General features: G+C 44.2%; 13 protein-coding genes and 1 tRNA gene. 10 read left to right on the forward strand and 4 right to left on the reverse strand.

Annotated features, from left to right (window positions below; translation table 11 throughout):
• The first annotated feature begins 3 nt into the window (after positions 1–3).
• The 6 genes from dnaE to IPJ71_02640 all read left to right on the forward strand — a co-directional run bounded on the left by dnaE (position 4) and on the right by IPJ71_02640 (position 8,618).
• Positions 4–3,477: a DNA polymerase III subunit alpha gene (gene dnaE, locus IPJ71_02615; GenBank protein MBK7842578.1), complete on the forward strand. Its 3,474-nt coding sequence runs from the start codon at positions 4–6 to the stop codon at positions 3,475–3,477.
• A gap of 276 nt (positions 3,478–3,753) precedes the next feature.
• The gene (locus IPJ71_02620) at positions 3,754–5,157 is read left to right on the forward strand and encodes a hypothetical protein (GenBank protein ID MBK7842579.1); all 1,404 of its coding nucleotides are present in this window, start codon (positions 3,754–3,756) and stop codon (positions 5,155–5,157) included.
• Positions 5,158–5,213: 56 nt separating this feature from the next.
• The gene (locus tag IPJ71_02625) at positions 5,214–5,807 is read left to right on the forward strand and encodes a hypothetical protein (GenBank protein ID MBK7842580.1); all 594 of its coding nucleotides are present in this window, start codon (positions 5,214–5,216) and stop codon (positions 5,805–5,807) included.
• Positions 5,804–6,085, forward strand: coding sequence for a hypothetical protein (locus IPJ71_02630; protein ID MBK7842581.1), 282 nt, complete (start codon positions 5,804–5,806; stop codon positions 6,083–6,085). Before IPJ71_02625 ends, IPJ71_02630 begins: the two co-directional genes overlap by 4 nt.
• Before the next feature lie 149 nt (positions 6,086–6,234).
• Positions 6,235–7,425, forward strand: coding sequence for a hypothetical protein (locus tag IPJ71_02635; protein ID MBK7842582.1), 1,191 nt, complete (start codon positions 6,235–6,237; stop codon positions 7,423–7,425).
• A gap of 239 nt (positions 7,426–7,664) precedes the next feature.
• Positions 7,665–8,618 carry a hypothetical protein gene (locus IPJ71_02640; protein ID MBK7842583.1) on the forward strand — a complete coding sequence of 318 codons (954 nt, stop codon included), beginning with the start codon at positions 7,665–7,667 and terminating at the stop codon, positions 8,616–8,618.
• Positions 8,619–8,667: 49 nt separating this feature from the next.
• Here the strand turns inward: IPJ71_02640 and IPJ71_02645 are convergent, their stop codons facing one another.
• The 3 genes from IPJ71_02645 to IPJ71_02655 are packed head-to-tail and all read right to left on the reverse strand — an operon-like array spanning position 8,668 to position 11,681.
• Positions 8,668–10,662 (reverse strand): hypothetical protein, encoded by a 1,995-nt coding sequence (locus tag IPJ71_02645; GenBank protein MBK7842584.1) that lies wholly within the window; start codon positions 10,660–10,662, stop codon positions 8,668–8,670.
• On the reverse strand, positions 10,625–11,266 hold the full coding sequence (locus IPJ71_02650; GenBank protein MBK7842585.1) for a hypothetical protein: 642 nt from the start codon (positions 11,264–11,266) through the stop codon (positions 10,625–10,627). Before IPJ71_02650 ends, IPJ71_02645 begins: the two co-directional genes overlap by 38 nt.
• A gap of 37 nt (positions 11,267–11,303) precedes the next feature.
• The gene (locus tag IPJ71_02655) at positions 11,304–11,681 is read right to left on the reverse strand and encodes a fibronectin type III domain-containing protein (protein MBK7842586.1); all 378 of its coding nucleotides are present in this window, start codon (positions 11,679–11,681) and stop codon (positions 11,304–11,306) included.
• Between the two features lie 247 nt (positions 11,682–11,928).
• Here IPJ71_02655 and IPJ71_02660 point away from each other — a divergent pair, with 247 nt between their 5' ends.
• The 4 genes from IPJ71_02660 (at position 11,929) to IPJ71_02675 (ending at position 14,407) form a co-directional block, all read left to right on the forward strand.
• Positions 11,929–12,873 (forward strand): hypothetical protein, encoded by a 945-nt coding sequence (locus tag IPJ71_02660; protein ID MBK7842587.1) that lies wholly within the window; start codon positions 11,929–11,931, stop codon positions 12,871–12,873.
• 27 nt (positions 12,874–12,900) lie between these two features.
• Positions 12,901–13,563 carry a lipoyl(octanoyl) transferase LipB gene (gene lipB / locus IPJ71_02665; protein ID MBK7842588.1) on the forward strand — a complete coding sequence of 221 codons (663 nt, stop codon included), beginning with the start codon at positions 12,901–12,903 and terminating at the stop codon, positions 13,561–13,563.
• A gap of 87 nt (positions 13,564–13,650) precedes the next feature.
• Positions 13,651–13,726: transfer RNA gene (locus IPJ71_02670), tRNA-Val, on the forward strand.
• Between the two features lie 99 nt (positions 13,727–13,825).
• Positions 13,826–14,407, forward strand: coding sequence for a hypothetical protein (locus IPJ71_02675; GenBank protein ID MBK7842589.1), 582 nt, complete (start codon positions 13,826–13,828; stop codon positions 14,405–14,407).
• A gap of 58 nt (positions 14,408–14,465) precedes the next feature.
• Here IPJ71_02675 and IPJ71_02680 read toward each other — a convergent pair whose 3' ends face one another.
• Positions 14,466–15,386 carry a hypothetical protein gene (locus IPJ71_02680; GenBank protein MBK7842590.1) on the reverse strand — a complete coding sequence of 307 codons (921 nt, stop codon included), beginning with the start codon at positions 15,384–15,386 and terminating at the stop codon, positions 14,466–14,468.
• Positions 15,387–15,404 lie beyond the last annotated feature (18 nt).

Here is a 15,404-nt window from a genome sequence, read left to right on the forward strand (position 1 = left end):
ATTATGTCATTTGTTCATTTGCATGTTCATTCGCAGTATTCGCTTCTTGAGGCAACCGTTCGCCTGGACGCTCTTGCTGAACGAGTGCATGAGTTGCAAATGCCAGCAGTGGCTCTTACCGACTGCGGAAATATGTTCGGTGTCATTGAATTCTATTTCGCTGCAAAGAAGATGGGCATTAAACCCATCTTGGGATTAGAGGTCTATATTGCCCCTAAGTCGAGGCTTCTCAAGGGGGAGGATCGAGAGACCACTCAAATGCCAAATCGTAGACTTGTTCTCCTGGCACAGAACATTGAAGGATACAGGCAGCTTTGTAAGATCAGTACCATTGGTTATCGTGAGGGATTTTATTATAAGCCACGAATCGACTACGAGATTCTCAAGCAGCACAATTCGAATCTTCTTTGTTTAACCGGCGGACTCATGGGTGAAATTCCTTGGAGTCTTCAAAATCTAGGAGAAGACAAGGCCTTAGATGCGATTGATAAACTAAAGGAATTGTTTCCTGAGCGACTTTACCTCGAAATGAATCAGACGGGTATTTCTGCCTGGGAGAGAATCAATGGGTTTCTTGTCGAGGCTTCTCAAATAAAAAATGTTCCATTGGTAGCAGCCAACGATGTTCATTATCTTCATCAATCCGATCAGTTAGCCCAAGAAACATTGATCTGTATTGGTTCCAATAAGACTCTGATGGACGAAAGTCGCTTCCGACTTGGTTCCGATCAGTTTTATCTCAAGGGCCCTAAGCAGATGCGAGATCTGTTTAAAAATAATTCTGAAGCCTGTGATATGACTCTTGAAATAGCGGATCGTTGTTGTCTTGAATTTTCACTGAAGAATCAAGAGGGCAAGCCCATTTATCATTTGCCCACCTATCCGACTGTGGATGGGCGAACGACAAAGAATGAGATGGAGGAACTCAGCCACAAGGGTTTAGAACAGAGATTTGAGCAAGCACAAAGGCGCGGTGAGGAATTCACTCCAGAAAGAGTGATCACTTACCGTGAACAACTCGAATATGAACTCGGTGTTATCGATCGGATGGGATTCAATGGTTATTTTTTGATTGTTCAGGATTTTATTGGATGGGCAAAGGCCAATGATATTCCCGTTGGTCCAGGTCGTGGGTCTGGAGCGGGCTCTCTGGTTGCTTACAGTCTTGGGATTACTGATCTTGATCCGATGACTTACAATTTGATCTTCGAGCGGTTTTTGAACCCAGAACGAGTTAGTATGCCTGATTTTGACGTCGATTTCTGTCAGGAAAACCGTCAGAGAGTTATTGAATATGTGACGCAAAAATACGGCGAAGACAGTGTCTCTCAGATTATCACTTACGGTAAGTTGCAGGCAAGAGCGGCCATTCGTGATGTGGGTCGAGTGATGGGAATGACGTTTGGTGAAGTTGACGTGATTGCCAAGCTCATTCCGGAGCGTCTTGGGATCAATCTTGGAGATGCCATCAAAGAGGAATCTCGAATTCGTGAGTTAATGGAAACTGATCCTAAAATCAGTAATCTGATGGATCTTGCTCAAAAAATTGAGGGTCTCGTGCGTCACGCAGGCATACACGCTGCGGGAGTTATCATTGCTGATGGAAATATCGTAAATCACGCGCCTCTCTATCGTGGGGTAGAGGGAGAAAACGTCGTCCAGTATGACATGAAGCACTCAGAGAAAATTGGACTTATGAAGTTTGATTTTCTCGGTCTCAAAACTCTCACGCATATCAATGATGCTCTTCGCTTAATAGAACGCAATCGTGGAAAGAAATATCTTGTCCAGGATATTTCTCTTTCAGATCCTGGCATCTACGAATTGATGTGCAAAGGAGATACCGCAGGTGTTTTTCAATTTGAGGGAGAGGGAATTACGGATCTGATTCGCAAGGCTCAACCAAACTGCTTTGAAGATATTGTGGCAATCAATGCTTTGTACAGGCCTGGTCCTATGGACATGATTCCTGATTATTTGTCTCGAAAAAAGGGCGAGACTCCCGTTAAATATTTGTTTCCTGAGCTTGAGCCGATTCTGAAGGAGACTTATGGGATCATCGTTTATCAAGAACAAGTGCAGGTAGTTGCTTCACGGATTGCAAATTATAGTTTAGGGGAAGCGGATTTGCTTCGTCGAGCGATGGGAAAGAAGATTGCTGAAGAAATGGCAATTCAGAAAGATCGATTTTTGGCAGGAGCGAAAGAGAACAATCATGATTTGGTCATAGCGGCGGAACTTTTCGACACGATGGCGGAGTTTGCCAAATATGGCTTTAACAAATCTCACGCTGCTGCCTACTGTGTGGTTTCGGCCTACACAGCCTGGATCAAACACTATTATCCAGTCGAGTTCTTCGCCTCTCTCTTAAGTACAGAGATGAACGACACTGATAAAGTCGTCAAATACGTGAAGGATGCTCAGCGCCACAAAATTAAGGTTTTACCTCCTCATATCAATCATTCTGAGTATAAGTTTTCGGCCCGTGGCGATGCTATTTATTTCTCATTAGGTGCTATAAAAGGGGTCGGCAAAAGTGCCGTGGAGGCAATTCTTGACTCTCTTCAATCTCGAGAAGGCAAAGGATTTGTGTCTTTGGAGGAATTTTTTTCCTCAGTAGATTTAAGAAGGGTCAATAAAAAGACTGTTGAGTGCATGATCAAGGCGGGGGCCTTTGATGGATTTGGGTCCAATCGAGCCGAGTTATTGGAAAATTATCCCCGATTCATAGAGCGGGCCGATCAAGCAAAAAAGGATTTAGAAAGAGGACAGGTAAGTTTATTCGCCTTCGCGGCTGAAGTTCAAGAACAGGAGAAGGTTCGGATTGAGTCTCGTCCTCCATGGAACAGAAGCCAACGGTTGATTTATGAGAAAGAAGTCTTGGGTTTTTACTTGTCGGATCACCCCTTAGCCGGCCTTGAGAGGCTCACGAAAAAGTGGGCCTCCGGCACGGTCCAAGGACTTGCGGATTCACCGAACAAGAGTCGAGTGAGTATTTTGGGTATTGTAAATACCTTAAGAGAGATCATTACAAAAAAGGGAACTCGCATGGCTTTTGGAGTCCTCGAAGATCTGACCGGCAGTCTTGAGTTGGTTATTTTTCCTGATACGTTTGCGAAATATGAAGCTTCGCTTAAATCAGATGTTGCACTTTTGGTATCTGGAACTTTGGAGAAAGACAAAGATCAGTGTAAGGTGTTAGTAGATGAAGTTAGGCCCATTCACGATATCTTTGGACGAGCAAAATCAGTTGTGCTGAGCCTCAATCAAAAGAGCGAGGATAAGCTAGGAGATTTACGTGATCTTTTTCTCAAGCATCCTGGAGAAGCGAATCTCTCCCTCGAGCTTTTGTTGTCGGATATTTCAAAGTCTGTGATCTTGGAACCGATGGATCCTCGATCGGTAAAGCCTTCGCAGGAGCTCATAGAGAGTGTGGTCTCTCTGTTGGGCGTTGAGAACGCAATTGACCTTCACTGATTGACGGTGTCTATTTTTTTAACGGACGACTGATTGCTATTCAAGACAATTACAAATCCATTTTTTTGTATTCATTCTAAATCTCAAATTGAGACAGCGCCCTGGAACAAGGTCCTGCCTAGCGTGGCAAGTCGCTTTTTATTGGCGCAGGAGCAATGAAAGACGCTAGAATTTATTTGAGGGCGGTTTCACCCAGACGTTTTCTCGATGTTCCTGCCTAACCGGCTATAGTTAAGATTCCTTTAGAGAGAAAAAATTGAAAGAAGGAGAGACGTTTTGGAAACGAAAAAAATGAAGTTGATGCCACGATTAAGATCGGCAGTAAGTTTTAAATCCATCCTCAGTTTCTCGGCATTAATTATATTTGGACTTGGATTTCCGTTCCTTTACCTGAACTGTGGGAAAGGTGGATTTAAACCAAACAAGGGGGTTCAGAATTCACTTGGTCCCGAAGGGATCGGGCCCGGCGGAAAGCCCGTCGATTTTGGAATTGGCAGGCAGGATCCAAATTGCCTGTCTGACACAACATCCGATTACAATGGATGTGTTTTTTTCAAGAATCCTCTGTTTCAAGCTGGGAAGATATTGAATCCTCCCATTGTGGTCAATTCCGCCGAAATCGCTGGTACGGCGACACCAAAACCTGATCCCGTCGGGTTAAATGATCAAAACGCTTATTTGACTTATGCAGTTAAAACGCCGACCTCGGGCCTCGACAACAGCAATTTTGTATTTGATGAAGTTGTTTATGGAAATAGCGACGAAGTGTTCGAGTTTGCTAGGACGGTACCGACCAATGGTAGATTCAAGTTCAGTACCAATGGACTTCCCATGCTAAACCTTGTTGATTACAACATCTATTACTGGCTCAATCACTTTGTTTATAAAATTGAATCCCAATATGGCGCAGCTGGGTTCGCAAAAAACAAAGAAGTAATTGCGGCTCCTCATTTCTATTACGCACAATATGAGGAGAACGGTCCATACAGCCTTTTTATTAATGCGGCCTGGACGGGTCGAGACGTGAATGCCATGGTCTTTGGCGTCTCTTTGCCCAGAGGCAAGGTTAACAATTTTGACGTCCATGCTCCACTCGCCTTATCTGCTGACATTGCGGCCCACGAATATGGACATGCAAATCTGGAATACGGAGCTAATTTGCCGATAGCCCTTTCTTCGAATGATAAAAAATGTGGAAATGGCGACAAAAATATTTGCTCAAAGACAGTGCAAGGAAGTCTATTCGCCATTCATGAAGGCGTTGCTGACGTGTACTCCTATTTGATGTTCGATACAACAATACTTGGTGAAGATATCATAAACTCAATGGAGGGCTTGGATCACTGCAAGAATCCACGCTCAATGAAAGCAATTAAGGAACAAAATCTGAAAGCTCAGTCGTTTTACGATGACTGCGCGAGTTACCAGATGTCAGGTGAGGTCCACGCCATGGGCAGTATTTACTCAACTATTTGGTATGGACTTATTGAATCCGCTCGAAAAGAGAGCTCTGCAGCATATAAAGATGCTATCAAGTTTTTTTATGAACACCAAAAATATATTTCAGCCAGCGACACCTTTCCGACCCTGAAAACTGCAATGAAGGACCTAGATGGAGAAATGTTTAAGGGAAAATTTGCAACCAAGATCAATGCAGAATTCACGTCGATGGGTCTTTAATTGGTTATTGACTGAGACATATTCCAGCAAGAGAAGATAAGAAAAGGAAAAACATAATGACATCAAAGAGAATTGGCCTCGTTGTAACTGCAGCTATTTTGGTTGGTCTCAGTATCCTTTTGATTCAGCGAAACCAAGGGAAGGATTCAAAAAAGATGGGAGATAAAGCTGATTCTCAGGAAGAGCCAGGTTCTGCCAATAAATTGCCAAATTCGAACGGTTCAACCGATAAGAAAAGTGATACTGATTTGAGTTCCAGTTCTGCTTCCGGAAACACAAACGCGAGTCTTCAGGAAGAAGACCGTTCTCCTCAGGCTCCCAATCGCAAGGTAGCGGGCATGAACGATGACTTTGAGGCATTGTTTAAGGAGAAATTCCCAGGAAGGTGGACATTTACCAAGGATGAGTCCGGCAATGTATTTCGTGTTTCAGGAGACAGAATGAACAAAAAACCCCTAGACGTGGCTACTGAAGTGGCTGGGATAAGCGGACTCCCAGTTCAAGCGACTTCCTTCGTCGAAAAAGATTGGGAACGTGGCCTAGCAGATCCAACAAAGGCAGTCTATCTTGAACAGCAGTTTCTGGGCATGCCGGTGTATTTGGGATATTTTAAAGCAGGAGTGAGTCAGCAGGATGGAGCAATTTTATGATCAACCTGAATTTGAGACCCGTGCGAGCTGACGATTCGGTGAATGTCAGTGTTTCTGTCGAACAGGCACGGAATGAGGTCGAAAAACACTTTGCTAGCAAGAAAAAATTTGAAATTAAATCAAATCGAGGACCCTTATTCTTTGCTGAAGCAGACCCCCATGAACCCGTTTGGATTTTCAATGTGATGATTTATAAGCCTGGTTTTGATGCAATCGAAATTGGAATAGGGGCCAGCTCTGGAGCTGTTCGCTTCGAAACATCTACCGTCATTCACTGATCAATTATCGGTCATTTCACTGCAGTACCGCATTGTTTTTTGTAACATAATGCATGAAATGCTAAATCTTTCATGCAACAGAAGTTTATTTTCAGTAAAGTAGCTTCAAGAACAAAGTCACAACAAGGTTAAATCCGGGTAACAGCCGTATGATACACACACGAATTATCATATTTTTTCTTTTTGCGAGTCTCTGCAGTCTTTGGGTCGCAACTCCTCTGCAGGCCGAAGAGATTCTAGAATTGACTGTCGAAGGCTCTTCAGCGGCCGCGAATCCAGCGGTGGCAAGACAGGCCATTTTTGATTCAGTGATACACGATTCGTCTGTAAAGTATATTTTGGATATTATTGGACAGCAGAAGTATGATCACAATAAGACTCTCATCAGGGGCAAGATTCTAAAGAATTCCGGAAAATATATTCTGTCGATGAAGTCCACGCCGCCTGTAAAAGTTGGCAATGGCTATACCATGAACGTCACGCTCAAAGTGTCTCTTCGAAACCTTCAGGCTCTACTTTTGGAAGAAGGCTTGCTTTACAAGATGGAGGGGTTTCCTCAAATTTTGCCAATGGTCAGCTTTCAGGATCGGGTCAACGGGCAAACCTATTCATGGTGGGTTTCTGAGGCAGGAACTGATGCGAGCTTTATTCTAAATCAAAACCGGGAGTTTTTAAGCAAAATGAGATCTTCCTTTCGGGAGCGCGGCTTTTTTTGCTTGTTTCCTCTAGGCAGAGGATATCGTAATATGATGCCGTCCACATTTTTTTCTGAGAATCCACGAACAGAAGACTATCTGTTTGTGGGAGAGTTTTTTGAGGCTCAGATAGTTACCAAGGGCTATATTCGCTACGCAAAGGCACGAGTGAAACCTGATGCCTACCAGATCGACGTTAAAATTGTTGCCATTCATTCCGGAAATGGACGGATTGTGGGAGAGGTGGTACGGACCTATGAAACGGATCCAGGCCCGTTTCAGACATCTGTACAGCGAAAGGCGAATGAGGTCCTTGATACTGTGGCCCAGGATCTTTCAGTGCAAATTTTTGATGCTTGGAAAAGGGGAACTTTTGGGGCAAATCTTCTTCGCTTAACCGTAAATGGCCGACTCAATTACCTCCAGATGAACGAACTCAAGAAGGCTATGCTCGAACAAGTGCGGGATATTAGATCTCTCAAAGAAAGATTTTTTGAAAGTAATCGAGTGATCTTTGAAGTGGATGCTTCAAGTGGAATTAGGCAAATCGGCTCCATTCTTGAAAAACAGGGACTTAAACCTTTTCGAATCAGTGTTTCAAAAATAACGTCTGATAGTTTGGAAATCGAAGTTCAGACGAATTGATCCGACTCGAAACAATGCGCGTCCTTTTTAGAATCTAATTCGCTAAAAACGCCTATCCTTTCTATATTGACGAAAGACTAGACAGACATTCGTCGTGACTCAGTTAGAACCGCCTTTAACCCATTGAAATAAAAGAGATTAATGGATTGTCTCAGAAGTTATCTAGGTGTCGATTTTGCAAAATGAAAAGTGTGGCGGCACAAGGCAATCGCAAAAAAAATTGGTTGGGGAGATTTACGATGAAGATTCAAATCGGGACGATTTTGTTATTTGTGATGGCGTTTGGATGTGGAAGTGATTTTAAATCAAAACACGTGATTGATGTTTCGTCCACCGACGATGGAACTTCGGTTGTGGGAAGTATATCAGTCAGTCAAGCCATTGCCGATGGGGTGGATCAAGTTCTCGTTACGATTAAAATTATCAATTCCAGAACTCTTCCAGTGCGTGGTGTTACCCCAAGACTGCTTGAGGATGGTAGCTTCGTCATCATTAGCCCCTGCTCTGAGTCCAATGCCATTGGGGAATCCATTTGTCGAATAGCCAGTACGAGAGCGGGCACGCGGGCATTGCATGCGATTTCTCCGAGCGAGTTTCAAACCAATGTGACATTTATTCCGGGACCTCCTGCTAAAATGAATATTGTGGCCGGAAATAATCAATCAACAACTGTAGGACGCAGTGTTTTAACTCCTCCGAGAGTGAATGTGCTGGATGCCTTTGACAATCCTATCAGTGGCCTTTCAATATCGTTTACACCGAGCGCAGGCGGGAGCGTTGCGACTTCCCCTGCTGTGACAGGTAATAATGGCGAAGCTGCCCTTACCCAATGGACCTTGTCAGCCCAGGAGGGGACCAATACCCTAACTGCGGCGATAGGCGCTATCTCTGTTGTCTTCAATGCGACTGGAATGCCAGAAAATCTCAATCCTCTGCAACTTGTTTACTTTCCTGCCGGGGATTGTACCACTGGAAAGATAGAAGTGTATGTCAACAACAGTCCTCATCCAAGATATCAATTCATTGATTCAGAAGACTGCATTGAAATTGAAGACAATGTGGCGCGTGGAACTCTCAGAAGCCGCTGCGTAGACTTAACAGGAGCAAGTCTGCCAAGTGATTTCGTGGGGGCGGCTGTTGACCGAAGGCCAAAGAGCGCCACTGTTTGCAGGGCGATACATCGGGCTGCATAATGATGAGAACATAACTGAAGGTTCACCGGAGTGACTTTCCAACGGCTGTCTATTTTCTTGTGATTTCAAAACATTCAAGACCATCAATCCTGCGCTTTTTAAATACAAAAAGGGGATTGTCGGATTCCTCTGTTGGGGTCCCCAAAAGTTTGTGCCAGTAAGCATAAGTAAAATAATAGGGCCTATCAAGCTCGTAAGATCCGGGCAGAGAGACCTTGTGATTCAGCGATAATAGCATTTGATTGCCTTCAGTTGGAATATCTTGGAAGGCCAATCGAACCCCGGGTTCTCCTATTCGACTTGAAAATGACAAGAGCAGCTTTTCGTCTTCGCCTTTCATTTGAACTCTTTCTGTTAACGGGAGTTTCGATCCGTAAATAACGCGGACACCAAGCCAATCCTGCAAACTTTCCTTTTCGATGTGAGAAGGCCACTCAAATGGATTTAATTCAAAAGTCATTGTATCGAGAAGAACACTAATGTTCACACTATCGGTTGCAGTGGAGGAGCTTGCTCGATCTCGCACTTGCAGTTGGATTGTGTATTCGCCAGCCCTATCTGGGACCAAGACGGGATGAGGAGTATCACTCCGAAGAATATAGGCGCGATCGCTTTTCTTGGGACTCTTCTCTATTTCCCAGCTGTATTCGAGTTCTCCTTTAAAGGTGCTGTAGCTATTATTCGATTGAATTTTAATCTCTTTTTCGGCCAGACATTTAGAAAAATCTGAGCCGGCATGAGCATAAACGTGATCGGGTAGGTCAGATCGATTTTCAGCTCTAGAAATTTCGTCTTTTGGTAAGGTTTTCATATTCGGAATTGCTGAGATATGAATGGTTTTATGAGCAATAATTTCGTCGTTTGATTTGAGAAATGCCCGATAGAGATAGTGACCAGGAAGATCTGCTTTAAAGATCATGGAATGGCCGCTATGGTTTTTTCCAATGGAACTTGATGTTGGTGAGGAGACTAGCTGCCAGGAAATTTGATAGGTCGTGTCTCCGACCCTACCTGCAATCGTTGCGGTCAAGGTTTTTTCCTCTCCCACTTTGACGAGCTGGTCAGGATCTAAGATCAGGTCAACGGATCCGTTAAAGTGAGGTCCGACTTCAAGTCGATGTTGATGAGGGGGGCTTGAGGTTGTTCCGTTGTCGACAATAAGACTGACCACATACATGCCAGGAATATCGGGGATAAATTTGGTCTGTGGCGCTGAATTTTGAATTTCACTTGCGGAGCTTTTTGATGGTGACTCGTCTATCTTCCACGAATAATTAAGCGGATTGTGCTCAGGATCAAAACTTTTTTCACCGCTAAAAATTAACTCCTTATTTGGAATTCCTCGGGTAGGCCCACTGATGACTGCTATAGGTGTGAGATTTTTCTTCTGAACAGTAACTTTGATCACAGATGGAGAGCTTTTTAGTTGACCATCGCTGACAACGAGAGAAAACCAGTAAGTCCCATCTAGGCTGACAGTGAATGAGCTGATCGGCGAGTTTGGCTCGTTGATAGCGGCGGTTGCGCCTTGAGGGCTGTTGACAAGGTACCAGGCGAAGTCGAGTTCATCCCCGTCTTCGTCAAAGCTGTTTCGTCCGTCCAAAGTTAATTTACCTGTTTCATTTGTGACCACATAATCGGGACCTGCGATGGCTACCGGAATGTGATTCTGGTCCCCACTGGCCGCATCTTCATGGTTTGTATTCCCACTGACATCGTCAATGGAATTGAACCCAACGGATTCTCTCAATGATTTGGAGATCGCCTTGATAAGTCTCTGTTTTTCTACCGAGAATTGATCTAACGGCGATCCAAAAATATTGTTTTCATTTTTGAATTCCCTTTCAATCGCGCCGGCAAGGTGAATTCCAATTAGGGGTGGATCATTGGGAGCGTGAACAAGATCTTTTTTTTCACGCCCTCCTGCCCAAAAGAAAACTCCCAAAGTGATTAAAAAAAGTAAGATCACTGCAAGACGGAGGCGACCGAATCCTTTAATGACAAAATCAATGAGATTGCCCACTCTTAACCAGATCGAACTCAAAAATCAATTCTCCAGTTAGCAATTTCGGAAATCTACTTTCAAGATATTTGCGAATTGTTTCAGGAACGATGGGGCGGCCCATTTCATCAAATCTCAAGTTGAGTATCTGTTCGGTTGTACCGAAGAGCTCATATTCGGTTTCGCTTTGGGCAAGTCTTATCGGATCGCTCTGATTCGAATCGTCCTTGGTTCCAATAATTTCGGGGACTCCTGGGGGACGTAATTTAATTTTTCCCATTTGGGTGACTTCATTTGAATATCCACTTTCTTTCTCAACTGGTGGAGTCTGAGCCTTTGTATAGTAGGCCGTAACGGCAATAAATACGTTGGCGTCATCTGCAAACGGTACAATTCGTTCGTGGACAACCTCTCCATTTATCATTTGGATCAAATTGGCATTTTCCTTTACGGTATAGTTTCTTGATGTGGGTCCCATGTAGACTCTGTAATAGATTGTCTCAGCGATTGGGGAATTGTCTTCGTGCGTCTGTGGCACGGGAGACCATGCGAGAATGACAGATCGTGCTTGAGCTGTATTGAAACCGAGTGAAAGAGGGATCAATATTGCCAATAAGAATACGAAAATTGAATTGTTTGGTCTCATGGCGTCTCCTTCGTGAAAGTTCTTTTCTATTAGATTCTTACTGGCAAATTTTTCGATTTACTGATCGAGAGGGTTTCCCCTCTCCGTTTTCGTTGTAGGCAGCTACTTTGAGATCATAAGACATACCCTTCTTGAGGTGATCTATTTTATACTGGGTGACGTTTCCCACGCTTATGTATTCTGCGTATGATTTGCTTTCTGAAGGTTTGAGATAAAGTCTGTAACCTTTGAGAGGCCTTAGTATTTCGTCTTCATCTACTTTGAGTTCAGGTGCGCTCCACTTGACAACGAGAGGAAGATCGAAACATCTCCGATTTTCTCCCTCTATTCTCGGTCCACTTGCGCAAGACGAGATCAGAACTGGTAAAGCTAGGAATAAAGGCAACATAAGATTTTGATAGAAAGAATTAATCATTGAACGAACTCCCCCCGAAGTTGATAAACTCCTTATCTTTTACTTGGGATCTGACCGCAAGAAAAATGGGGCTCCACAAAGATATTGAAATTGAAACAGGGTGAGTTGAGAAGTGGAGTGGGCAATAGTTACAAAAATTATTGAAACCTTATTAGCGGCTCGATGTAGCATGATAAGATTTTTTTCGTAGTGAACTAGACTTCAGGACCGTTCTTTGAGTCAATTGGTCAGTGCTAAGATATCAAGAATGGAATACAAGCGTCTCGAATTTTTGGTCATCATCTTCAGTTTACTTATTTATTCAGGATGTGCCTTTCCCGATCCAGTGCCCCAGGTGGCGGGTCAACAAGTTCGTGACGTTCCATTTCATGCGAGAGGAATGGATGAGGAGCCGCGAAAACGCATCATGGTCCTTCCGTTTATAGATGAAAAACCGGACCGATCAAGTAAAGTCCATGAATCGGCCAGAGCAGCGGTCGTTCAGGAACTCCTCCGAACCCATCAATTCGTCATCGTCAAGAATAGCGATTTCCCTCAAGAAGTGAGCAAAATGATGACGGCTGAGAAGGAATATGATCTGGAGAAAATATCGAGAATTGCCGCAAATTTAGGAGTCATGGCTGTTCTTGAAGGTAAAATCATGGATATTCGCATTCGGAAACTCGGGGATAAAATGGGACTTTTTCGCCGAATTCGGGCACGCGTTGAAACGACCGTAAGAATTCGTGTTAACAGCACGAAGAACGGGAAGGAGATCCTCAATGAAGTGAGGCAGGCCATGGTGGAATCTGAGACGACCCAAATCGCGCAGTATTCCGATGCAGATCGATATCTTGAAGAGGACCCAAATCTCGTAAGGGATGGGGTCACCAAGGCCTTTTATGGCTCGCTTGGACCGATTATCAAGGCCGTGGAGAAGTTAAATTGGGAGGGAAAAGTGGCCATGGTTTCTGGTGAGAGAATCTATTTGAACGCGGGGAGGTTATCAGGATTGCAGATAGGAGACATCCTAAAGGTAACAGAAGACGTCGAAGAGGTTTTCGATCCCGAAACGGGTAAATTTATTGGGACGGCGCCCGGCAGAATGAAGGGAACTATTGAAGTAACCAGCTACTTTGGAAACGATGGCACCATTGCGATTGTCCATTCTGGCTCGGGTTTTCGCGAAAATGATAGAGTAGAACTTTACTAATCCCCCCAATTTAATTAAAAGCCAGCAATGGATTCAGAGCAATACTCGTTTACGTCCAAATGGCTGGGGCAAGTTCCCTACCGAGAGGGACTTGAAATTCAGAAAAATACAAGTCAAAGCGTTCGCAAGGATCCGCGCCAGGCGATAGTTCTTGGACTCGAACACAATTCGATCGTCACTCTTGGAATTCGTGGCAATGCGACAAAGGACCTCTATTCATCTGAGGAGCAACTGGCACAGTGTGGGATTGAAATTGAGCGAATCCGGCGGGGCGGGCAGGCCACTCTTCATGCTCCGGGTCAGCTGGTGATATATCCTATTCTTCCTGTCCGCGAGTGGGGAATTGGCACACGAGAGCTGGTGGGGGCCATAGAGAATGCGACTCGCCAGGTTCTCAATCAAAGAGGAGTATCGACCCTTTCAGGTATGAAGGAGCCAGGTGTTTATACCGATCGCGGCAAAATCGGTTTTTTTGGTCTCTCGATCGAGAGGGGGGTGAGTTCCCACGGTCTTGCCATCAATGTTGCAAATAATCTTGATGATTTCAGACACATTCGTTCGTGCGGTGTTTCTCATCAGCCGATGGATTCTCTTTTGTGTCAGGGTATCAGCGCAGAAATTTCAGGACTTTTTGAAGAATGGAGCAGAAGCTTTCATTCGGCTTTGATAACTCTGAGTAATAGCATTTAAGTCGTGCTGCACGAAACATCTTTCATTCAAACACTCGCGGGTTGAACTTGACCTAGCCTTTGTCCTAAACTACAACCCTTTCAAAGAGGTCTCTTGGCGCAGTTGGTAGCGCGTTCCCTTGACATGGGAGAGGTCACTGGTTCGAGTCCAGTAGAGACCACCACTTTCGTGCCATCAACTAGTTTTTTGAATCTTCACCTTCCATCATCCTGCCATCCTAGACACCGTCTCCGAAATAGGTTACTCATTCTAAGAGGCAGGTGTGGAACTTATGAAATCACTTTTGGCAGGCTTGGTTTTTCTTAGCTCAGTGGGCGCCTATGCCACCAATGTTTGTGAAAACAACAGATTTGTAAATATTCTTGCACTCTTTGTTCCATTAAATATAGAGATCCAGGGCCTCAGTCGTGATTTTAATACACACGGTTGCAAAAAGCCTGTGTCCGGATGGATAGAGCTTCTATCTTTAGATCAGCCGATATCAAAACACTACGTAATGTCAGACCGATGTGATGTGGGAGGGCCGGTCAGATATACAAGAAAGCCTTTTCCCGTCACGCTGAATGTCAGGAATTTCGGTCACATCAAGACATTAATTTTTCAAGCTGAGTATGTGGTTCATCCATTGGCAGATCAGTCTCTTGAGGTAGTGGGTCGGGTGTTTGATGGTGAAGCCTATTCCGACGCCCAGAAGAAAGAAGTGGAATTTTCCGGAGAGTATACAATTGTATTCAGCGGCATCAATGGAGCGATCGTTGAGAACAAGGGCGGAACTATGAATTACAGAAAATTAAATAAAACGAGCCCTGTTGAGAGCATTTGCCGATTCAAGGCCAAAACATAGGCCATCGAGGACGAAGTCGAAATTATGCACTTTTCTCGCGGACAATAGGGGCACAACATCACTGACGTAGTTTAAATGGGACGCCACGGAAAATCTCTGCGATAGTGTACTCGCTGAGAGATCTGACGAAGGGGTCGGTGATGCCATAGGCATCCACAAGAATATTCGACAAAGCCAGTCGATAGTTTTTATCTGATTCAGGATGTGTCAGGAAGGCATCATATCGCTGATAAGCATCAACATAATAGTTCCCAAGTGTGGCCTTGAGAAGAGTGTACTCAATCTGAAACGCATATCGTTCCGCCATGAAATCGTAGAAATCACGATTTAAATGGAATCGACCGACCTCATCGACAAAGACCAATTGTTTTGGCAGGACATTGGAAAAAGCCGAAAGGTTCTGATTGAGAAAATGAATGAATCGAATATGGGAAAGCTCGTGCATTAAGGAGATAAAATCGTTTGCCTGCCGAGAGAGAGGTCTGTTTTGAACAACAACTAACGGCCGATGTTTTGGAAGATGATCGAGGTTATATCTCTTCTGAGCTTCCTCGTTGCAATTTTGTGCCGCCGCCCCTTTATCTGCTCCACTGACCGTCTGAGCCATTGCATGTGGATCCCCAAATATAAATTTTGAAAACTTATTATCATAGATATAGGTTGCATTTGAATCGAAATTAGTTTCCCGGCGAAGTGCATCGGTCAATTGAATGATCTTGGTATCCTCATCGAGAAAAGCCGTCTCAACAATTCTTTTAAAATTGGATGGGATTTCTGGGTCATCCATCATTCGCAAAATGAGAGGCTTAATTTCAGATATTTCTCGGAGGCGCCAGGCGATGAATCGCTTCGGGTTCGATTTTGACACAATGGCGAGGAACTTGGAACAAAGACTCGCGGCTTTTGCTGAATTGAGAGGAAGAGGATCTGCAAGTAGAAATGTCACCAATGTTACAAACAGGGCCAATATCCGCACCAAAACAAACCCCTAGGCCAA

This window comes from Bdellovibrionales bacterium (assembly GCA_016714165.1).
Classification (GTDB): Bacteria; Bdellovibrionota; Bdellovibrionia; order Bdellovibrionales; family UBA1609; genus JADJVA01.

What these genes read in the sequence shown, in the direction of transcription:
- dnaE (MBK7842578.1), top strand. Translation starts at nt 4, where the DNA reads ATGTCATTTGTTCATTTGCATGTTCATTCGCAGTATTCGCTTCTTGAG.
- IPJ71_02625 (MBK7842580.1), top strand. Translation starts at nt 5,214, where the DNA reads ATGACATCAAAGAGAATTGGCCTCGTTGTAACTGCAGCTATTTTGGTT.
- IPJ71_02630 (MBK7842581.1), top strand. Translation starts at nt 5,804, where the DNA reads ATGATCAACCTGAATTTGAGACCCGTGCGAGCTGACGATTCGGTGAAT.
- IPJ71_02635 (MBK7842582.1), top strand. Translation starts at nt 6,235, where the DNA reads ATGATACACACACGAATTATCATATTTTTTCTTTTTGCGAGTCTCTGC.
- IPJ71_02640 (MBK7842583.1), top strand. Translation starts at nt 7,665, where the DNA reads ATGAAGATTCAAATCGGGACGATTTTGTTATTTGTGATGGCGTTTGGA.
- IPJ71_02650 (MBK7842585.1), bottom strand. Translation starts at nt 11,266, where the DNA reads ATGAGACCAAACAATTCAATTTTCGTATTCTTATTGGCAATATTGATC.
- IPJ71_02655 (MBK7842586.1), bottom strand. Translation starts at nt 11,681, where the DNA reads ATGATTAATTCTTTCTATCAAAATCTTATGTTGCCTTTATTCCTAGCT.
- IPJ71_02660 (MBK7842587.1), top strand. Translation starts at nt 11,929, where the DNA reads ATGGAATACAAGCGTCTCGAATTTTTGGTCATCATCTTCAGTTTACTT.
- lipB (MBK7842588.1), top strand. Translation starts at nt 12,901, where the DNA reads ATGGATTCAGAGCAATACTCGTTTACGTCCAAATGGCTGGGGCAAGTT.